16 protein-coding genes and 2 riboswitches are annotated in these 20,982 nt (G+C 67.6%); of the genes, 2 read left to right on the top strand and 14 right to left on the bottom strand.

Going from position 1 to position 20,982, the window contains the following annotated elements; translation table 11 throughout:
- Positions 1–23: 23 nt before the first annotated feature.
- Positions 24–132: riboswitch (SAM riboswitch) on the bottom strand.
- Positions 133–204: 72 nt separating this feature from the next.
- The 3 genes from DR843_RS04105 to DR843_RS04095 form a co-directional block, all read right to left on the bottom strand.
- Positions 205–1,947: an NAD-binding protein gene (locus DR843_RS04105; protein WP_109684228.1), complete on the bottom strand. Its 1,743-nt coding sequence runs from the start codon at positions 1,945–1,947 to the stop codon at positions 205–207.
- 59 nt (positions 1,948–2,006) lie between these two features.
- On the bottom strand, positions 2,007–2,990 hold the full coding sequence (locus tag DR843_RS04100; protein WP_109684227.1) for a DUF4192 family protein: 984 nt from the start codon (positions 2,988–2,990) through the stop codon (positions 2,007–2,009).
- Between the two features lie 108 nt (positions 2,991–3,098).
- Positions 3,099–3,812, bottom strand: a complete 714-nt coding sequence (locus tag DR843_RS04095; RefSeq protein ID WP_109684226.1) for an EcsC family protein — start codon at positions 3,810–3,812, stop codon at positions 3,099–3,101.
- Positions 3,813–3,855: 43 nt separating this feature from the next.
- Between DR843_RS04095 and DR843_RS04090 the strand changes: the two genes are divergently transcribed.
- Entirely contained in the window at positions 3,856–4,302 is a 447-nt protein-coding gene (locus DR843_RS04090; RefSeq protein WP_109684225.1) for a SufE family protein, read from the top strand.
- Between the two features lies 1 nt (position 4,303).
- On the opposite strand, the gene DR843_RS04085 is transcribed toward DR843_RS04090, so the two are convergent.
- The gene (locus DR843_RS04085; RefSeq protein ID WP_109684224.1) at positions 4,304–5,212 is read right to left on the bottom strand and encodes a PAC2 family protein; all 909 of its coding nucleotides are present in this window, start codon (positions 5,210–5,212) and stop codon (positions 4,304–4,306) included.
- A 92-nt stretch (positions 5,213–5,304) separates the two neighbouring features.
- Positions 5,305–5,739 carry an HIT family protein gene (locus tag DR843_RS04080; protein WP_109684223.1) on the bottom strand — a complete coding sequence of 145 codons (435 nt, stop codon included), beginning with the start codon at positions 5,737–5,739 and terminating at the stop codon, positions 5,305–5,307.
- An 83-nt stretch (positions 5,740–5,822) separates the two neighbouring features.
- On the opposite strand from DR843_RS04080, the gene DR843_RS04075 reads away from it, so the two are divergent.
- Entirely contained in the window at positions 5,823–8,084 is a 2,262-nt protein-coding gene (locus tag DR843_RS04075; protein ID WP_172461481.1) for a DUF2254 domain-containing protein, read from the top strand.
- Here DR843_RS04075 and hrpA read toward each other — a convergent pair.
- The 9 genes from hrpA to DR843_RS19975 form a co-directional block, all read right to left on the bottom strand.
- Positions 8,068–11,898, bottom strand: coding sequence for an ATP-dependent RNA helicase HrpA (hrpA, locus tag DR843_RS04070; protein WP_425451542.1), 3,831 nt, complete (start codon positions 11,896–11,898; stop codon positions 8,068–8,070). The genes DR843_RS04075 and hrpA overlap by 17 nt on opposite strands.
- Positions 11,899–11,937: 39 nt before the next feature.
- Positions 11,938–13,257 (bottom strand): D-arabinono-1,4-lactone oxidase, encoded by a 1,320-nt coding sequence (locus tag DR843_RS04065; RefSeq protein WP_245933981.1) that lies wholly within the window; start codon positions 13,255–13,257, stop codon positions 11,938–11,940.
- Positions 13,254–14,468 (bottom strand): alanine racemase, encoded by a 1,215-nt coding sequence (locus tag DR843_RS04060; RefSeq protein ID WP_109684220.1) that lies wholly within the window; start codon positions 14,466–14,468, stop codon positions 13,254–13,256. Before DR843_RS04060 ends, DR843_RS04065 begins: the two co-directional genes overlap by 4 nt.
- Positions 14,465–15,739 carry an MFS transporter gene (locus DR843_RS04055; RefSeq protein ID WP_109684219.1) on the bottom strand — a complete coding sequence of 425 codons (1,275 nt, stop codon included), beginning with the start codon at positions 15,737–15,739 and terminating at the stop codon, positions 14,465–14,467. The genes DR843_RS04060 and DR843_RS04055 overlap by 4 nt, the downstream gene beginning before the upstream one ends.
- Positions 15,736–16,362 (bottom strand): TetR/AcrR family transcriptional regulator, encoded by a 627-nt coding sequence (locus DR843_RS04050; RefSeq protein ID WP_211310176.1) that lies wholly within the window; start codon positions 16,360–16,362, stop codon positions 15,736–15,738. The genes DR843_RS04055 and DR843_RS04050 overlap by 4 nt, the downstream gene beginning before the upstream one ends.
- A 211-nt stretch (positions 16,363–16,573) precedes the next feature.
- A complete protein-coding gene (locus DR843_RS04045; RefSeq protein ID WP_109688407.1) occupies positions 16,574–17,449 on the bottom strand; it encodes a serine protein kinase RIO in 876 nt (291 codons plus the stop codon).
- Positions 17,450–17,564: 115 nt separating this feature from the next.
- On the bottom strand, positions 17,565–18,884 hold the full coding sequence (locus DR843_RS04040; RefSeq protein WP_109684218.1) for a bifunctional o-acetylhomoserine/o-acetylserine sulfhydrylase: 1,320 nt from the start codon (positions 18,882–18,884) through the stop codon (positions 17,565–17,567).
- Positions 18,885–18,937: 53 nt separating this feature from the next.
- Positions 18,938–19,062: riboswitch (SAM riboswitch) on the bottom strand.
- A 71-nt stretch (positions 19,063–19,133) separates the two neighbouring features.
- Positions 19,134–20,411, bottom strand: a complete 1,278-nt coding sequence (locus DR843_RS04035; RefSeq protein ID WP_245933980.1) for a DUF445 domain-containing protein — start codon at positions 20,409–20,411, stop codon at positions 19,134–19,136.
- A 7-nt stretch (positions 20,412–20,418) separates the two neighbouring features.
- Positions 20,419–20,943 carry a hypothetical protein gene (locus tag DR843_RS19975; RefSeq protein WP_170119737.1) on the bottom strand — a complete coding sequence of 175 codons (525 nt, stop codon included), beginning with the start codon at positions 20,941–20,943 and terminating at the stop codon, positions 20,419–20,421.
- Between the last annotated feature and the right edge of the window lie 39 nt (positions 20,944–20,982).

Raw genomic sequence — 20,982 nt, 5'->3', positions numbered from 1 at the left:
TCCGGACGGGAGGGGCCACCTGGGCCCCGCGGTTGCCGGACACCTGATCCGGCCTTGTCTTCACCCGGGGCACCCCACCGCGAGGAGGGTTGCCGTCCAACGAGCCGGGGCTTGTCGCTGGAACTCTTGACCCGCCCAAGATAACGCACCGGCGGCCGCTTCGTCTCCTCGCGCACCGCAGGCGCCGCCCTCCTGACCAGCCCCTCAGGCGCCGCCGACGGTCCGGCCACGTCGCAGCACGGCCAGTAACTCGGCGTACGGGCCGACGAGATAGGCCAGGTCCCCGGCGGCGAAGCTGGCCTCGCGACGCGGCGAGTGCTCGAGGGATCCGTTGGTCCGGCGGATGGCGATCACGCGGGTGCGGGCCGACAGTTCGTCCATCGTCACGGCGTCCAGCCCGTCACCCACCTCGAAGCGACCCACCATGAAGGATTCGCCCTGGACCGAGAAGGTGCCCAGCACGTGCAGGCCGAGGGCGGCGCCGACGAACCACGGCACCGCCAGCTCGACCGTCGGACGAACGTTCTGAAAGCCGAACCGGTTGACCACGGCGCCCGCCAGGTCACGATCGAAGATCCGCAGGACCACCGGAACTCCGTCATCGGTCGGTGTCCCCCAGCGGGGCCCGAGGAGGGTGCGAACCGCGATGGCCACTTCGATGTTGGTCAGGTCGCTGCTGGTGACCACGGCAACAGCACGGGCGCGGCCCAGCCCGGCGGAGGACATCGTGTCCGGCAACGCAGCGTCCCCGTAGATCACGGGCACGTCGAGACCGGCGGCCGTCTCGCTGAACCGGGTGTGCTCGGCACGCTCGACAAGGACCACCTGCTCCCCGCGCTGGCGAAGGGCACTCGTCACCGACATTCCGAACGCACCAAGCCCCACGACGATCGTGTGCCCGCTCATCCGGCGGGCTCGCGTGCGGGCGGCGCCGTGCGACAAGCGGCGCGAGATGAGGACATCGGCAAGGAACGCCATGACGATGGCCGTGGTGGTCACGCCAGCGAACATCAGCAGAATCGACCACAGCCGCAACCACGGCGGCTGGGTGGCGAAGTTGAAGTCGCCGTAGCCGACGGTCGCGATCGTCTCGCTGCTGAAATAGAGAGCGTCCAGCGCGCTCATCCCGGGTTTGCGGTAGCCCAGCCACAACACGATCGTGGAGATGCACAGCAAAGTGGCGAGTACGGCCGCCATCCGGAACAGGTTCGGGTTCGCGTCCCGGGCGAACGTCTCCGCCGAGTGCAACAGCCGGTGCGGCAGCGGCCGCCGGGCGACGTCGCGTGCGGGTCGGGCCGGCTGCGGCAGGGCCAGCCGCTGCCGGGCGAAATCCTCGGCCGTTCCGATCATCACCGCGCGTTCGCCGGAGCGCACGATGTGGTCCCGCCCGGGGCAGGCGGACACCTCGCCGCCGGCGCCGATGACCGCCACGGGTGCCAGGTCACCGAATCTGGCTCGCAGGCTGGCGTCCGCGCTGACCGGGAACGTCGCGACGACGAAGGTCGTACCCGCGACGTCGATGTCGTGGACGGTCTGGCCCAAACAGGCCTCCACCACCGACGGCGTCGCCAATGTCGCCACGTCAAGGACGACGTGACGACCCGAACCATCCGCCATCGCCGTACCCACGGTGGCGTTCGACAACTGCGTCACGATGCGAGCGGAGGGCGCGAGTTGCTCTGCGAGGAGGGCGATCTCGAGATTCCAGCGTTCATCATCGGAGACACACACCACGGCCTGCGCCCTGGCTGTCTCGCACTCGGCGAGCGCACTGGTCACCCCGAACTGCGCGGTGACCACCCGCACACCCCACCGACTCTGCGCTGCAGCTACGCCTGCGTCGAGGGCGGGGACGAGCAGCACCACCTGCTCCCCCGAGTCCAGCAACTGTTCGAGCAGACGCAGTGCGAATCCGGAGAAGCCGCAGACCACGACGTGCCCAGGCATGCCCCGAAGGTAGCGAGTGGCACCCGGTCCGGTGGGTACTTAACCCGATGGTTACACGCTCATGCGGTCATCGCCTCCGGTGGCCGCGCGGGGACCGCTTGGGTCACCGCCTCAGCGATCAGTTGCGCCATCGTGTAGGCAGGCTCCAGATTCAACGCCCGTTCACAGGCCAAGGTGGCCTCGGCTCCGCCGCCGTGCCCCCACGAGTTCGCGGCGATCAGCGTGAGTACTGGCGCCTGATGCTGGGCTGGTATCACCGGCAGGGTGTTGATCATCGTCCACTGCATCTGCCGATGCCCCGGAAGCGGTCCGTGCCGTAGTTGGCGGTCGATCTGCGCGAAGTGTGGTCGGCAGTCGAAATGCTCGTTCGACGCCTCGTGTCGGGGAAACGCCTCTGGCGCAAGCAGACCCATCACGACGTCTCGCCAACTCTTGTCGCGCATCGCTCGCACGGCGATCACCAACTGGTCGTGTGCGCCGTCGCCGCGCAACCACGCCACCACAGCCGCGGCTACAGTCCCGAGCGCCCGCGGGATCTGCTGCTCCCACTGCGGGGTCGGCGGCCCGCTGCGCTGCAGTAGCTCCCGCAGGGTGTCGCGGCCGGGCAGGGGTGCGGCGCCCTCGAGGATGTCCTGGGTGATCGCCGGCACGTCTTCGGGGCGCGGCAACGGCGTCCAGTCCCGCGGACAGCGGCCGCATGAGCACTTCACCGCACGCCATCGACCAGCGTCGCTGACCGTCTGATGGGAGATCGGGATACCGCACCGGCGGACCACGGTGAGCACCTGGGAGAGCGCGGGCGGCTGCGGTGAGGGCCCGTGGATCGCCAGGATCACCGAGTCCGGTGCAACGCTGCGCAGACCACGTTCCAGGGCCGGCATCGACGATCTCAAGGTCTCGTCGTCCGCACCGTCGACGTGCGCCTGGAACGACACGGCCCCGGCCCGCCAGGCCGCGAGGATGACCGCATCCCGCGGTTGGAAGCCGAGTTGGTAGGGCAGGTGAGCCAGGTACTGGTCGATCCCCCGAAGATGTCGTCGCATGACGGCAACTGTGCTCGCTGCGCCGGCGCGGTGGGCGAACCGGTTGTTCCGGTGTGGATAACCAGCACTACTCCGGCGGTTATCAACAGGGTCCGTGATGGCAGCCGGTCAGGAACGCCTGCGACCCAATAGTTTTCGTTTGTGGGACGCTTCGATGGCGGGGCGGTCCAGCGGCGGGAACTCCGAGACCGCGTTCTTGGCGATCTGGTTCAACAGGTAGACATCCATCGCACCGCCGAAGGCGCCGCCGGCCAACGGCACCGCCCGACCCAACTGGGTGAATGCGCGGCCGCCGAGTTGACCAAGCAACCGGAAGCCGATCGCCTTGTTGATCACCATGACCGCCGGACCGGGCAATCGTTCGGTGGCCACGCTGCTCAGCGGCGTACGGCGCACCCCGGCTTTGGCCAGGATGTCGTCCGCGTCGACACCGACCAACGTCAGCAGGACGGCAGTCTGCACCTCGTCGCGTTGGTTGTCGTAGCCGTTCAGCGCGGCGATGGATGCGCTCATGTGCGCCGCGACCAGGTAGAAGCCGGCGATGTTCGCCGGGACGGCGACAGCGAGCGTGAAGAACCCGCCCACTCCGGTTGCGAAGCCCTCGGCGGCCGCCAGTTTGCGGTGGGCGGTGACGATGGACTTGATCGCGGCGTCCTTGTTGCCGTTCGCCTTGGCCAGGGCACGGGCGGCCGTTTCGTGAGCGGAGGGCAACGGACCGACCCCCGCGACGCCGAGGTGCAGCAGTTTGTTCGCCGCGGCGACGGCCTGTGCACCGCCGACGCCATCGTCGATCGAGCGGGTCTTCGCGGACTTCTTGGCCATGTCGCCATCCTGCCAGTGCTGGGGGCCCACCTAAGGTGGGCCAATGCCGTTGCCTACCGATGCGCCCGAGCCGGTGCGCGCCGTACTGGCCGAATTTGCGGCGTTGCCGCCGACCGACCGCGTGACCCTCCTGATCGAGTACGGCGATGAGTTGCCGTCGCTGCCCGAGCGGTACGCCGATCCGGCAGCGAGCATGGAACGCGTCACCGAGTGCCAGTCACCGGTCTATCTGGCCGTCACGGCCTCGGCCGACCGGCCCGGTGGGGTCGACCTGTTCGTCAGCGCTCCTGCGCAAGCCCCGGTGACCCGCGGCTTCGCCGGACTGTTGCACGAGTTGACCGGTCAGTTGGACGCTACGCAGGTCGCGGCGCTGCCGCTGGACCTGCCTGACCACCTGGGTCTGGATGCTGCCATCTCACCGTTGCGCTTGCGCGCGATGAGCGGGCTGCTGGCTCGGGTGACCCGGGCCACGGCGGCCGCTCACCGTTGAGTCAGTCGCCGGTCTCCTCGCGCAGGAACTCCTCGAGCTCCGCACCGATCTCCTCGGCGCTGGGCAGATCCTCCAACTGGGTGGCCAGCAGGTTCTGCCGCCGGACGCCCTCGGTGAAGGCGTCGTACTGCTGCTCCAGCCCGGAGACCAACTCCCCGACTTCCTCGTTGTCGCGGACCTGACGCTCGATCTCGGCTCGGTTCAGACCGGCCGTCGCGCGCAACGCAGCGTCCGGCAGGACCAGGCCGGTGCTGGAGGAAATCGCCTCCAACGCGGCAACCGCCGCGTCAGCGAAGTCGGTCTGCACCAGGTAGTGCGGCACGTGCAACGCGAAACCCATGGTGTCGTGGCCCTTTTCGGCCAGGCGCAGATGCAGGAGCCCTTCAACGCTGCCCGGGATCTGGATCAGGCCGAACAGCGGGTTGTTCTCACCGAGCAAGCGACTGTCGGAGGCGTAGCGGGTGATCCCGACGGGCCGAGTGTGCGGCACGCCCATCGGCACGCCATGCGCTCCGACGACCAACCGGATCCCGAATCGGTCGACCACGGTCTCGACGGCGGCCGTGAATCGCTCCCACTGGTAGTCCGGCTCGGGACCGGACATCAACAGAAAGGGGGTGCCGGTGGCGTCAACCAGCCGGTACAACACCAATCGTGGCGCCTGGTAGCTCTCGTAGTGGTCGCGATCGAAGGTCATCACCGGTCGACGGCCGCGGTAGTCGTAGAGCTGGTCCAGGTCGAACGAGGCGATGACGCTGTGCTCGAACTCCCCCAACAGGTGCTGGGTCAACAGGTTCTGCACGTTGCCGGCGTCGATCAGGTTGCCCAGCGCCAGGACGAGCACGTCGGCCCCGATGGCGTCAGCGGGCAGGTCGACGTGGACGTCGTACAACTCGCGTGGGTCTTGCATGCTTCTCACTCCTCACCCGGGCAGGCCGGGTCAGCGGACGGTCTTGACTGGTCCAACGTCCAGGGCGCCCGACCGATTCCCGCCGTGCCGGGTCAGGCGGGTTCGGCTGGTACCGCCTCGCCGGCACCCTGGTCGCGCAGGGCCGCCCGCAGCCGCGCGGCGTTGGCGGCGAGGATCTTCTGGTCCTGGCCATGGGTCACGTCGTGCGGGTCGAAATCCTCGACGGAGTTGGCCGGCCACACGTGCAGATGTAGGTGCGGCACGAGGAACCCTTCGACGAGCAGCCCGACCCGGGCGCTGGACCAAGCGGCCTGCTGGGCCTTGCCGATCTGGTGGGCGACCAGGGTCAGGTGCGTGACCAGGTCGGCGTCGGCGTCCAGCCAACTGTCCACCTCCCGGCGGGGTACGACGATCGTGTGCCCGTCGGTCATGGGATCGATCACCAGGAACGCCACACAGGTCTCGTCCTGCCAGACGAAGTGGGCGGGAATCTCACCGTCGATGATGCGGCTGAACAACGTCGTCATGGCTCTGGATCCTACTGGGGCGCCCATCGACGTCTCGGGCACGATGAGGGTTGCCGAAGTTGTGCTGTCGGAGGTGGGGCTGGGTGGGTGACTGGTTCCAGCACGTGATCGTCGACAACGGACGCCTGCCGCTCTTTTGTCTCCTGGTTGCGTTCGTGCTCACCTTCCTGTTCATCCGGTTCAGTGTGCGGATGATCCGCGCCCAGGTGTCCTGGTGGCCGGGCAATGTGACCCCGGGCGGGGTCCATGTCCATCACGCGTTCTTCGGCATGCTGCTGATGGCGGCTTCTGGCCTGGGGTTCGTGGCTGTGGCCGGACGCCACACCCCCATCGCCGACGTGCTGCTGGCCTGCGTCTTCGGGATCGGAGCAGCTCTGGTCCTCGATGAGTTCGCGCTGATCCTGCACCTGGAGGACGTCTACTGGAGCGAACAGGGTCGTACGTCGATCGATGCGGTTTTCGTGGCCATCGCCGTGATCGGACTCTTCCTGCTGGGACTGCGCCCCCTGGACTTCACCAACGACGTGGTGGAGTACCGCAGCGGTGACCTCGCCGAACGGATCGCGCTGACCGTCTATCTGGTACTTGTCTTGATCCTGGCCGTCGTGACGGTGCTGAAGGGCAAGATCTGGACCGGCCTGATCGGGTTGTTCATCGTGCTGTTCCTGATCGTCGGAGCGATCCGGGTGGCCCGCCCCGCCTCGCCGTGGGCACGGTGGCGCTACACCAATCATCCCCGGAAGCGGGACAAGGCGATGCGTCGCGAAGTCCGGCTACGACAGCCCCTCATCCGGGGAAAGGTCATGGTCCAGGAAGCCTTGGCCGGTCGGTTCGGCGTGCCGGAGTCGGCCGCGCCGGCGCTGCCGCGGCCGGCGCAGAGCACGCAGCAACTACGGGCTCCGAACGCCACCCTCACCCGGCTGCGTTGGTGGCGCACCAAGCGACGCCTGGCCCAGCGACCGGTGTGGCGGGTCCCGGTGCTGCTGATCGCGCTGGCGGTCATCGCGGCACCGCTGGTGAACCTCGCCGACGAAGTGGCCGGCGGCGCGGTGCTCGACCTGGGTGGCACAGCCACGTTGCTGGGGGTGATCGCCGGTGCGATGGCGACGCTCACCGGTCTGGTCTTCACCGCGGTCACGCTGGCGATGCAATTCGGTGCGTCACAGATCTCCGTGCGGGTCGTGCCGATGCTCCAGCAGGACCGGTTGATGCGTTGGTCGTTCGGCGTCTTCCTTGCGACCTTCGTCTTCAGCGCGATGACCGCGCTCGACATGGCCGACGAGGATGCGGGCTCCAAGGGTCTGCAACTGTCAACGGAGATCGCCGTGCTCTTGACGGTCATCAGCGCCATTCTCTTCATCGCCCTGGTCGCTCGGGTCGGCACGATCTTGAACTCGTCCCGGCTGCTGCGGTGGGTCAGCCATCAGGGTCGCGAAGCCGTCGTGCGGCTCTACCCCACGCCGGCGCAGGAGCAGTCCGGTCCCTCTGCCGAGTTGGACGACGCGCTGGGTGTGCTGGTGCGCGCCTGGTATGACGACACACCGGTTGCGGCCCCCGTCGAGGACACGAGCACGCAGGTCATCCGATTGCGGGAGACTCCGCAGCGGGGCCGGGTGCTGCTGGCCATCAATCTGCCGGGCATCCAGCGGTTGGCGATCAACTGGGGAGTCCGCATCGACCTGATGGTCGGCGTCGGCGACCATGTGCCGCACAACGCTCCCCTGTTCACCGTGCACGGTGCGACCGACCGCATGCGGGTCTACAAACTGCTCGGCACCCTGATCTTCGGCGACACCCACCGGCCGTCGGTCAGTCCGGCGGCGGCGCTGCAGTCGATCTCCGACATCGCCCTCAAGGCCCTCTCCCCCGCGATCAACGACCCGGGCCGCGCCGTGCAGGCGCTCGACCACGTCGAGGACCTCCTGCTGATGCTGGCGCCGCGCGTTCGCGAGGAGGAGTCGACCGACGACGCCGGGCTGGTCAGTGGGTACCGCCGCACCTGGGCGGACTATGTGGCCGTCGGCACCGACGAGATCCGGCACTACTCGGCCGGCGCCGCCCAGGTCCAGCGCCGGATGCGCGCACTGCTGGAGAATCTCGCCGCCCAATGCCCGATCAGCCAGCATCCGCCGCTGGCGGAGCGGCTGCTCGCGCTCGACGAGCAGGTCGCCCGCGACTGGCGCTCGAGCCTTGACCGCCGGTTGGCCTCCGCTGCCGACCGCCAGGGGTACGGGTCCGAAGCGGGGATGGTCAGCCAGCACACCGCGCTGCGGTTCAGCAACCAACCAGCGCACGCGATCGACAAGGCGGCCCCGGGCGACGACGCACTCAACGACTCGGCGTGACCGCCTCCACTTTGTCCATCGCCTTGTAGATCCGTTGCGGGGACACCGGGTAGGCCGTGCCCAACCGGTTGGCGAAGAGACTGACCCGCAACTCCCTGATCATCGCGTCGATCGCGCGGACGTCAGCTCCCGTACGCCGATCGGCGGGCAACCGGGAGACCATCAGGTCCCGCTCGGTGAGGACCTGGGCGATCGTCGCCGCACGGTCCGCATCGCGCCGCAGGTCGCTGGGTCCCTTCTCCAGCCGCTCCTTCATGGCCAGCAGGTAGCGGCGGACCTGCGCGAGATCGGGTAGGCCGATCCGGCTGATGAAGCCGGGGGCGATCAGGGCGGCGTGATCGGCGCGCACATCGGCAACGAGTTCCTGGACCGCCGGTGCGTTCATCCGATCCAGCAGAAGCGTGACCTCTCCGGAGGCCTGCAGGATGGGCACGAGCAGGGCAACGATCTCCAGCACGGTCGGCACGATGTGCTGGCGCACCAACAGCAGCGCCTGCTCGAACTGTGCTTCGTCACGCACTGTGCCCTCCGGCATCCGGGTGGCGACGATCGTGTCGATCGCTGCGGCGACGACGTCGGTCAGCAGGGCGTCCAGATCGGCGTACGGGCCGGTGGCCAGGGTCAGGCGTTGGGTGTTGCTCAACGCGCCCAGGATCTGCTTCCACGGCACGGTGGTGTTCAACAGGAGCAACCGGCGCAACCCCAGTGCGGTTGCGTGGTCGCGCTCGCCGGCGCTGGGTAGCACCCGCAACGAGACGGTTGATCCGTCGTCCACGAGGGCCGGGAACCCTTGCACGGCACGGCCGTTCACGGTCTGTTCGAACTCTTCGGGCAGCTCACCGAAGCTCCAGCCGGTCAATCCGGTCTGCTCGATCGACGCACCGGCTTTGGCGACGACCGCGCGCACCGACCCGGCCAGCGTGGCCTTCAGCGCGTCGAGGTCGTTGCCCTCGGCGACCTTCTCGGTGCGGGGTCTGCCCCGTCGTCGAGGTACCGATCGCTCGACGCGGAAGGTCATCCGTAGATGCGGTGGCACCGCACCGAGGTCGAAGTCGGCGGCCCGGACGTCGACGCCGGTCAGGTCGTGCAGCGCGTCGGCCAGTGCCTCGGCGAACGGGTAGGGCCCGGGCTCGACGCGGGCGATGGCGCGCTTGGCGAAGTCCGGGGCGGGAACGAAATTGCGCCGCAATGGCTTTGGCAGCGACCGCAGCAGCGCCACTGCCAGGTCCTCACGAAGACCCGGCACCAACCAGTCGAAGCCTTCCGGCTGCACCTGGTTGAGCTGCTCGAGGCGAATGTGCACGGTGACCCCGTCGGCGTCCGAGCCGGGCGAGAACTGATAGGTCAGCGGCAGCTCCAGCTCACCCTGCCGCCAGGTGGTCGGATAGTCGGTGACGTCGACCGGGCCGGCCTCGTCGCGGACCAGGAAGTCCTCGGTGAAGGTCAACAGGTCGGGGTTGCGCTTGCGCTCGAACTTCCACCAGGTGTCGAAATCGGTTCCGGACACAACAGTTTCGGGGACGCGCAGGTCGTAGAAGGCGAACAGTTCGTCCTCGCCGACCAACAGGTCCCGGCGCCGGGTGCGGTCCTCCAGGGCGGCGACCTGCTCCACCAACCGGTGGTTGTCGCGCAGGAACTGGTGCGGACTGTCCCAGTCCCCTTCGACCAGGCCGTGCCGCAGGAACAGTTCGCGGGAGACGACCGGGTCGATCGCGGCGTATCCCACCCGGCGACCGGCCACCAACGGGATACCGTAGAGGGTGACGCGCTCGTCGGCTACGGCGCTACCCCGTTTGCGGTCCCAGCGCGGTTCGGAGTAGCTGCGTTTGACCAGGTGTTGTGCGGCGGCTTCCACCCACGCCGGATCGGTCGGCGCGTTCACCCGGGCCCACAACCGGGTGGTCTCGACCAGTTCGGCCGACATCACCCAGTCCGGTTGTTTGCGGTAGAGCGTGGAGCCGGGCTGGATCGAGAACCGCGCGCCGCGCGCGCCGAGGTATTCGCGGGTGGCGCGCTCGCGAAGCCCGACGTGGGACAGCAACCCGGGCAGCAGCGACTGATGGATCTGCAGCGGGCTGGCTGGGTGCCCGCGATGCGTGCGCAGGCCCTGCTGCCGGCACGCGTCGCGGACCTGGGTGTGCAGATCCTGCCACTCGCGGATCCGCAGGTAGTGCAGGAACTCGCGGCCACACATGCGGCGGAAAGCACTGTGCGACAGAGCTTTCTGCTGGTCCTTGAGATAGTTCCACAGGTTCAGATAGCCGATGAAGTCGGACTGGTCGTCCTTGAACCGGGCGTGCGATTGGTCGGCCTGCGCCTGGGCTCCCTGAGGCCGCTCGCGGGGGTCCTGGATCGACAGGGCCGACACGATGACCAACGCCTCGCGCAGGGCGCCCTGCTGATCGGCCGCGATCAGCATCCGGGCCAGGCGCGGATCCACCGGGAGCCGCGCAATCGTCCGGCCGGTCTTGGTCAACCGGCCGTCGGTGGAGATCGCCTCCAACTCCTGCAGCAGTCGGCGGCCGTCGGCGATCTGCCGCGAATCGGGAGCCTGGACGAACGGGAACTTCTCGATGTCGCCCAGGCGCAGCGCGGCCATCTGGAGAATGACCGAGGCCAGGTTGGTGCGCAGGATCTCTGGCTCGGTGAACTCCGGTCGGGCCAGGAAGTCCTCCTCGTCGTACAGCCGGATGCAGATACCGTCGGCCAACCGCCCGCAGCGCCCGGCGCGTTGACCCGCGGAGGCTTGTGAGATCGGCTCGATGGGTAGCCGCTGCACCTTGGTGCGCTGGCTGTACCGGGAGATACGCGCGGTGCCGGTGTCCACGACGTACCTGATGCCGGGGACGGTCAGTGAGGTCTCGGCAACGTTGGTCGCGACGACGATCCGCCGGCCTCCGGTCGGCGCGAAGATCCGTTGCTGCTCGGCCACGGACAGCCGCCCGAAGAGCGGCAGCACGCTGGTGTCCGGAAGCCGCAGACCCTCCAAAGCCTCACGGGCGTCACGGATTTCGCGCTCGCCGGAGCAGAAGACCAGGATGTCCTGTGGTCCACCGTCACCGGCGGATTCGGTCCACAACTCCTCCACTGCTTCGACGATCCCGCTCACCTGGTCGATGCCGACCAGGACGGGCGGAGCGTCCGCCCCGCGCCCGGGCACCTCGCGTACGAGGGGGCGGTAGCGCACTTCCACTGGGTAGGTGCGGCCGGAGACCTCGATGATCGGCACCGGGCGACCGGGCGCCGCGAAATGGTCGGCGAACCGCTGGGGGTCGATGGTCGCCGAAGTGATGATCACCTTCAGGTCGGGCCGGCGCGGCAGCAACTGTTTGAGGTAGCCGAGCAGGAAGTCGATCGTCAGGGACCGCTCGTGGGCTTCGTCGATGATGATCGTGTCGTAGGCGCGCAGGTCCCGATCGCCTTGCAGGGCGGCGAGCAGGATGCCGTCGGTCATCACCTTCACCAGCGTCTGCGGGCTGGTGTGGTCGGTGAAGCGCACCTGCCAGCCGACCTCGTCACCCAGTTCGACCCCGATCTCCTCGGCCAGTCGGGCGGCCACCGACCGGGCAGCGATCCGCCGGGGTTGGGTGTGGCCGATCATGCCGACCCGACCGCGGCCGAGTTCGAGGCACATCTTGGGGATCTGGGTGGTTTTGCCCGACCCCGTCTCCCCCGCGATCACGACCACCTGGTGGTCCCGGATCGCGGTGAGCAGTTCGGGACGAGCAGCCGAGACCGGCAGGTCCGGTGGGTAGCGCAGCGGCGGGAGTTCTACTGCCGCCCGGGCGGCGGCCCGATCACCTGCGTTCGCCACGCAGGCCATCTTCGCAAATCGCCCGCGGGATCCCTACTTCTATTCGCCCAGCACCCGCGTCAGGTAGTCGTTGGCGAAGACCCGGTCGGGGTCGAACTGGTCGCGCAGCGCAAGGAATTCACCGAACCGTGGGTACACCCTCGCGAAGTAGGCGGCGTCACGGGTGTGCAACTTGCCCCAGTGCGGTCGGCCTTCGTGCGCAACCATGATCGCCTCGACATCGTCGAAATAGCTGTCCGGCCGGTCGCCGACGTAGCGGTGCACGGCGATGTACCCGCTGGCTCGGCCGGACGCGGTGGACACCATCAGGTCGTCGGCCGCGGCGGCGCGCACCTCGATCGGGAAACTGACCCGGTGGCCCCGCTGCTCGATCATCGCGCGGATCTCGCGCAACGTCTCCGGCACCGCCTCGAGTGCGACGGCGTACTCCATCTCCCGGAACCGCACGTTGCGCGAGGAGATCAACACCTCGTGGGCGGGTGCGACGTACTGCCGGGCCGACAACGCGCGGGCGGACACCTGGTTCAGGGCCGGGGTGACCGAGGGCACCCGGGACTGCAGGGCGCACACGGCACCGAAGAGTTTGTTGGCCAGCAGCTCATCGTCGACCCATCGACGTACGGCGGACGGTCCGGTGTCCGGTTCATCGAGGCTCAGCCGGGTGTTGAACTTGGTCAGGGTGACATCGGTGTGCGGGAACCAGTAGAACTCGTGATGATCCGTCGCGTCGACGTTGTCGGCGAAGCGCGACACCGACTCCTCGAAGGTGCTCGGCTCCTCGACCGCACGCATCTTGAACGCGGGCACACAGCGCAGGGTGATCTCGGTCAGCACGCCGAGCGCTCCCAGCCCGAGCGCAGCGCCCGCCAACCGCGGGTCGCCCGCGGTGATGTGCACGTCGTTGCCGGTTCCGTCGATGAAGCGCACACCGGTGATCTGGGTGGCGATGCCACCGAATTCCCTTCCCGTGCCGTGGGTTCCAGTCGACGTCGCCCCCGCGATGGTCTGCCGGTCGACGTCGCCGAGATTGGTCATGGCCAGCCCGTACGGCGCGAGCAGGTCGGGGATCTCGAACAGGTGGGTACCGGCACGCAGGGTCACTTCACCGGTCAAGGCATCGGCCGACACCAGTCCCCTCAGCTGTTCCAGGCTGACCTGGATATCCGGCGCGACAGCGATCCCGGTGAAACTGTGACCGGCACCAACCGGCTTGACCCGACGCCGTTCTGCGCGTGCCTGTGACACGACCTGCGCGAGGTCGTCGATACTCCCCGGACTGACAACCTCGGTGGGCCGCACCTGCTCGGTCCGCGCCCAGTTCTGCCAGAGACCCTGCCGCTCCATCGTTTTCGTGCTCATAGGAAGCACTTCCCCTCTCCCCGATAGGTCGGGATCTCGTCCACGACGGCATCGCCGTCAACGACCAAGACAGTGTTTGCATGCTCCGCGATCTCGCCAGACTTGGTGTGCCGGAACCAGACGCGGTCGCCGAGGTCCAAACCGTCTGCGGCAGCGCCGAGCAACGGCGTCTGCACTTCACCGGCCGCCTCACGTGGTGCGTAGTGCAGGCCGGCCGGCCAGACCGGCAGCGGCAACCGGTCAGCAGCCGGTGGCCCCGAAGCGATCCATCCGCCACCGTGGCAGGTCACTACTCCCGGGCCCGGTCGGCGTACGACCTGGAGACCGAAACCGATGGCCGGGCGGGGTTGGAAGTGCGCGTAGCCATCAAAGAGATGGCCGCCGAAAAAGCCACTGCCAGCGGCAATGTCAGTGACCGAAGGGTCCTGTGCGGTCACTTCGATGGACCCGGTGCCACCGCCGTTGACGAACTCCAGATCAGCCACCTCTCGGATTGCGGCGATCGCTGCCGACCGGCGGGGGACCAACTCGGCCATTGAGTGCTTCTGCATGGTGGCGACCGCGGCGTTCTTGAGCCGCGCCGTCACTCCACCGTCGGGCAGTTCGTTGCCGACGCCCGCGACCTGCGCCTCGTAGGACATGACACCGACCAATTGAAGGCCGGGTCGTGTGTCGATCTCCCGGGCGAGGGCCACCGCCGCATCGGCGGTGTGCACCGGGGATCGCAGGACGCCGAGACGACCCAGCACCGGGACGTCGAAGGAAGCATCCAGATCGATCGCGACACGGACCGTGACGTCACGCGGCAGGACCCGGTCCAGGAAGTCCAGCTGCGCCACCGAGTCGACCAGCACGGTGACCCGGTCCCTGGCTACCTCGTCCGCGGCGAGCGCTCGAAGGGCTGGAACGTCGGCAGTGGGGTACCCCATCAGGACGTCCTCGACCCCGGATTCGATTGCCAGCCAATGGGCTTCGGCCAAGTCATAGGCGAGGACGCCGGCGATGCCGTCCATCGCGAGGACCTCATGGATACAGGACCGAACCCGTAGCGACTTGGAGGCGACGCGGATCGGGGTGCCCGCCGCTCGGCGTACCAGATCCGCGGCGTTGGCCAGGAAGGCCGCACGGTCGAGGGCGACGACCGCACCCCCGTCGCCGTGTGCGCGCACCGCGGCGTCGATCCGTGCCCAGTCCCCTGTCGGCCGACTCATCGCACACCTCGCACCCGCAGCACGCTCAGTCCGCCGAGGATCCCGAACACCGCGGACGCGACGTAGAGCGCGGTGAACCCGCCGAACCACGCGACGACGAAGGCACCGATCAACGGTCCGAGGGCCTGCGGGACGGCCATCGCAATGTTCATGATTCCGAGGTCCTTCCCGGTCGTCGCGGCGTCCGGCAGCACCTGGGTGGCCAGCGCTTGGTCGACACCCAGGAAGCAGCCGAAGCCGGCACCCAGCAGTCCGGCCGCGATCGCCGTACTGGTCAGAGTGGGTTGGATGGCGATCACGATCGCCGCAAACCCTTGCAGCACACCGGCGCCCAGCACGAAGGGCTTGCGCACGCGCAGGCGGTCGCTCAGTCGGCCACTGACCAGGGCCGCGATCACGACACACACCGTGTAGACCAGGGTCAGCGTCAGCACTTTGTCGGCGGGATCGGCGACGTGCAGCCCGAACTGCAGCAGGAAGAACAGCAACGAGGTGCCCAGGGCGTTACCGATGTTGACCAGGATCCGGCCGAGCAGCGTCCAGCCGAAGTCACGCTCGCGTAGCGGAGAGATCCACAGTTCGTTCCAGACCGAGCGCAGGTTGAACGAGGGCAAGCCGTGGTCGCCGACCGGTGGGTCCTGCAGATAGAACGCGAAGGGCAGGGTGCACACGACCAGGAGTACGGCGACCAGCAGGTAGGCGGGAATCGGCGACAACCCGAGCAGCGAGACAACAGCGACGCCGATCACGACACCGATCGCCTGCGGTGCGGAGACCCAGCTCGACACGACGCCGCGCTGATAGACGGGAACCTGGTCGCTGATCAGTGCCGTGAGCGCGGAGGAAGCGACGCTGAACCCGGTGATGACCAGCGACCAGCAGATCGCCAGTCCGACCCAGGTGTGTTGAAAGCCCATGAGCACCAGGGCAATTGCGAATAGCGCGACGCCGCTGAAGATCCACGGCCGACGCCGACCGAGGCGGCCCGTTGTCCGGTCCGATAGCGATCCGGCAACCGGGAAGGCGATCAGGGCGAAGATCGCCGAGACCCCCGAGACGATGCCGAAGCCGATCACACTGCGGTGCCACTGACTCTCCGCCAGGTTGTTGCCGTCGAGTCCGAGCAGATCGTTGACCTGTTCCGGCAGCGTCAGTTGGAAGGGGGTGAGCTGGGCCAGCCAGATACCCAGCCAGGAGATCGCGAAGAGGCTGATCCAGCGGTTGCTGACCTGATGGGTCGCAACCTGCGGCTGCTCCGAGGTGGTGCTCAACCCAGCACCTCGTCGACAGGCACCGCCGCATGCAGCATCAACGTCTGGGCGGCGGAGCGCGCGATCAGCTCGGCGATCCCGCGATCCCGAGTACTCAAGTAGGCCATGGTGATTCCGTCGGTCGCGGCGATCACGATCGGCGCAAGGTCCATGACCTCGGTGCGCCACGGAACCCCCGTGAGGTCCGCGGCCGCCTGCAGCGCATTCGCTGCGAGTTCGTAGTACTTGCGGTAGGTCTGCTCGGCAATCGGGTGCAACTCGGGCACGCTTCGCGCGTAACCCATCAACGCGAGAACCGCCTGCTCGCGATCCGGGTCGGCGATGACCGACTCGACGTACGCGGCAAGGCAGGCGTGCACCAATGCCGGCAGATCGGTCTCCTCCGGAAGAAGGCCGATCAGCGCATCCGCCGTTCGCTCGACGTCGTCGTCCAGCGCGTACTGCACGGCAGCGGCCAGTAAGGCGTCGCGACTGCGGAAGGCGTAGTGGAAGCTGGCCTGTGCCATCCCGGCCTCCCGGCAGATCGCCCGGGTGGTGGCGGCCTGCACGCCGTCAGCGGCAATGATCCGCAATGTTGCCTGGATGAGCAGTTCGCGGCGTTCGGCCACGGTGTATCTGGTCACGGTCACCCCTCGTCTTGGTCATTCGACCAACTTTACGGAGATTAGGTGATCCAGGGCACTCTTGCCAAGACCTCAGCAGGCGGCCTTCGAATCCGCGCGGGTTATCGACAGTTGCGCGGGTTGTAACCCGCGCAACTGTCGATAAGTCGCGCATCTGGTGGGTCGGCCCAGCTGAGCCGGACGACTGAGGCATGCAGGCGATCGGACCCCATCACCACGCGTGCGCGGCGACCTCCCCGAAGAGTTCGTCGCCGTCGACCGGCAGACCCTTGCCGGCGAACCAGGTGGCGACGTTGCGGCAGTCCCGGTGCAGGAAGTCCATCCCGTGTGGGTTACCGATCAGATCGACGGTTTGGGGTACGTCGATGATCACCAGCCGCTCCCCCGCGACCAGCAGGTTGTACGCCGAGAGGTCGCCGTGCGCGACACCCAGGCCCGCCAAAGTGATCAGCGCCGTTCGGGTCTGATCGAACAGATCCGCAAGCTGCTCGCGGGACGCTGCCCGTAACGCGGCCAACCGAGGTGCCGGCGATCCGTCCGGATGGGTGATCAACTCCATCAGGATCTCGGTGCCATCGATCTGCGCGGGATAGGGCACCGGCAGTCCGGCCTCGAACAGCCGCACCAGCGATTCCCACTCGGCCATCGCCCACCGGCCGGCCGCCAGTTGCTTACCGAAGGAAGTCTTCTTGGCCAACGCTCGCCGCTCCCGGTGCCCCTTGCGAGCGATCCCCCGGCCCTCGGTGTAATCAGCGGTCCGGGTGAAGGAAGTGTGCTCCAGGTCGCGATATCGCTTGGCCGCCAACCGGGTGGTCCGTGGCGGACCCGTCACGCTCGCCCGCTCAAGCAGGAAGACGTCGGCTTCCTTACCGGTCTTGAGGATGCCCAACTCGGTCTCGACCGATTCGTCGTCGGCCACCAGCCAGTCCGGCCACGGTGCCGGCCCACGAGACAGGGCCGGGATCTGTCGCCAGGTCGACCAGCGCTGGCCGGGCTCGAGTTCGTGGACCTTGAAATGAGAGGGAAAGGGCAGGATCGACGCCTCAGTGGCGCCGGAAGTGTTCTCGTTCAACGGTTTTCCGATCATGCAGAGGAAGGTTGCGGGCACGCGTGAATACAGCCATGGCACGACCTCCTTCGTCTCGATCGGATACGACAACACCCACCGTGCCAGAGGCGCGGTGGGTGTTGCCAATGGTTTTTCAGACCTTCGCGGCGCGGAACCCCTGATCCAGGTCGGCGATGATGTCGTCGATGTGCTCCAAGCCCACCGCCAACCGCACCAAGCCCGGGGTCACACCCGCGGCCAGACGGTCCTCATCACTGCCCTGGCTGTGCGTCGTGGACGCCGGGTGGATCGCCAGCGACCGCACGTCGCCGATGTTGGCGACCAACGAGAACAACTCCAGGGAGTCCACGAACTTCTTGCCCGCGTCAACGCCGCCCTCGATCTCGAAGGACAACACGGCACCCGAGCCGAGCGGCGTGTACTTCTGCGCCAGGTCGTAGTACGGGCTGCCCGGCAGCGAGGCCCACAGGACCTCCTTGACCTGCTCCTGCGTCTGCAGCCACTCGGCCACCTTGCGGGCGTTCTCCAGGTGGCGCTCGATGCGCAGGCTGAGGGTCTCGATGCCCTGCGCGATCAGGAACGCGTTGAACGGCGACAGCGGCGCACCCAGATCGCGCTGCAACTGCACCCGCGCCTTGAGGATGAAGGCCAGGTTGGCACCCAGCGGACTACCGACGCCGAGGTCACGGGCGTAGACCAGACCGTGGTAGCTCTCCTCCGGCGTGTTGTAGTTCGGGAACTTCTCCGGGTCCTTGGCGAAGTCGAAGTTGCCGCTGTCCACGATCACGCCGGCGATCGAAGTGCCGTGTCCGCCAAGGTATTTGGTGGCCGAGTGCACGACGATGTCCGCGCCGTGCTCGATCGGGCGCAGCACGTACGGCGTGGCGACCGTGTTGTCGACGACCAGCGGAACTCCCGCCTCGTGCGCGACCGCTGCAACACCCTCGATGTCGAGGATCTCCTGCTTGGGGTTGGCGATCGTCTCGCCGTAGAACAGCTTGGTGTTCGGCCGGATGGCTGCGCGCCACTGCTCCAGATCCGTGGCGTCCTCGACAAAGGTCGTCTCGATGCCCAGCTTCTTGAGCGTGTACTTCAACAGGTTGAAGGTGCCGCCGTAGAGCGCCGGACTGGAGACGATGTGGTCCCCGGCCTCGGCGATGTTCAGGATGGCCAGCGTTTCGGCGGCCTGTCCGGACGCGGTCAGCAGCGCGCCGACGCCGCCCTCCAGGCTGGCGATCCGCTGCTCGACGACGTCGTTGGTCGGGTTCATCAACCGGGTGTAGATGTTGCCGAACTCGCTGAGGCCGAACAGGTTTGCGGCCTGAGTGGTGTCGTTGAAGACGTAGGAGGTGGTCTGGTAGATCGGCAGGGCGCGGGCCTGGGTCGTCGGGTCGACGCTCTGGCCGGCGTGGATCTGCCGGGTCTCGAAGGACCAGTTGGGGGTGTCGCTCATGACGAACCTTTCGGGGTGTCAACTGCACTGGATGGTGCGGACGCTCACGGGGTCGTCCGCGCTTGCCCTGCCACGCGGCGTACGTCGAGTGGCTGGGCCAGGTCCTCACCCGGGGCACCCCACCGCGGAGGAGGGTTGCCGGCCAGCGAGCCGGGGCTTGACGCTGGCACTCATGACCTGCGGTGAAACTACACCCGGACCCTTGGAAATGTATAACCGTCTCTTATATCGAACCGGGGAGGAAACCGATCACAAGAACTGCGACACCGTGTAGATCAGCAGACCCACCAGACCACCGACCACCGTGCCGTTGATGCGGATGAACTGCAGATCGCGCCCCACGTGCAACTCGATGCGCTCGGAGGCCTCCTTGCCGTCCCAGCGCTGGATGGTCTGGGAGATGACACTGGACAGCTCTCGCCCGTACGTCGACACCAGGTGACCGGCCATCTCACTGATCCGCCGGTCGACGGTGGCCTGCAACTCCGGATCCGTGACCAGCCGCTGCCCGGTGTCGCTGATCAGCCGGGCCAACCGTGCACGTAGTTCGCCGTCGGGGTCGTTCAGCGCATCGACCAGCACGCTCTGACCGGATCGCCACAGGGACACCAGTGACGTCGAAACGTTCGGATGCGACAGCAACCGCACCTTCAGCGCTTCGGTCTGCTGCATGGTGTCGGGGTCGTTCTGCAGCCGGTCGGCCAGTTGCCGCAACACGTTGTCGATCGCGCCACGGACCGGGTGGTTGGGGTTGTCACGGATGTCCTCCAACCACTTGACCGCCTCGGTGTGCAGCCGCGCCGACACCGTGTCGTCCAACCACCGGGGCGTCCACGACGGGGCGCGTTCGGAGATGATCGTGGTCACGCTGCTGGGGTTGTCGCGCACCCAGGCGTGCAGCTCCCGCGCGGTCAGATCGACCAGACCGTGGTGTGATCCATCGTCGACGATGCCCTCCAGCAGCGTCCCGAGCAATCCGGAGACGGGTTCGCGCGCGATCCGGGGCAACAGCACCCGGTCGAGCAGGCCCTTGACGTCGTCGTCCTTGATGTTGCCAACTGCGCGGGCGAGAGCCGGCGCAGACTGATCGACCACGCGCCGCGCGTTGCCGGGGTCGGCGAGCCACTCCCCGATCCGACGCGCAACCTGCGCTCCGGCCAGTCGCTCCTGGACGTTGTCAGCGGTCAGGAAGTTCTCGGTGACGAATTCCTCGAGGTTCTCCCCGATGGAGTCCTTGCGCTCGGGAATGATCGCGGTGTGCGGGATCGGCAGCCCGAGCGGATGCCGGAAGAGCGCAGTGACGGCGAACCAGTCGGCCACCGCACCGACCATCGCCGCCTCGGAGGCCGCGTTCACATAGCCCCAGACACCACCGTGCCCGTGGGTCACCACGAACACGATCGCGGCGAGGACCAGCAGCCCGGTCGCGACGAAACGCATCCGGCGCAGGGCCGATCGCCGCCGCGCGTCACCGGCGGAATCCAGCATGGGACCAGTGGCCGTGGCGTGTGTCTCAGTCGTCGTCATGGCCGTCTCAACCCTTGACCGCCCAGACCTCGCGGTCCAGCACTGCCTCATCCTTGACGAATTCTCGGGCCCCTTCTGCCACCGGAATTCCTTGATGCGCAGCGGTATTCGTGATCGCCGTGGCCAGGCGGTCCCAGACCTGACCACCCTGCGGGAAGCCCATCTCCCAGTTGAAGGATTCGACCCCCACCACCGTGCGATCGGGCAGCAGGTGTGCCCGCACCACCGGGTACGACCCGTCGATCTGGATGACCAGGGCTTTGGATTCGGGACGTACGTCGGTCACGCGGGCGTCCGCCATCGCCGTACTCGCGATCAGGTTGCCCGTGCGCTCCGGCTCGGCAGCCAACGTGAGAGTCCGGCCCATCATGGCCAGGTGTTTGGTGGCCGGCCCAGCAGTCATGGCCCGGCCGAAACCACCCTCCAGCGCCCGGTCGCGCACCTGCTCGTGGGTCCGCGTGACCTTGCCTTTCATGAAGTACCAACCGAAACCGACGATCAGCACCAGGGCCAGGAACAGGATCACCTTCACGCGCTAAGTATGCGGCACTGCCGATGCCGGGGCCGCACG

It is taken from the genome of Branchiibius hedensis (assembly GCF_900108585.1).
In the GTDB taxonomy this organism is placed as follows: Bacteria; Actinomycetota; Actinomycetes; order Actinomycetales; family Dermatophilaceae; genus Branchiibius; species Branchiibius hedensis.
The sequence above is the reverse complement of the archived record's forward strand: the minus strand, read 5'-3'. Positions and strand labels throughout refer to the sequence as shown.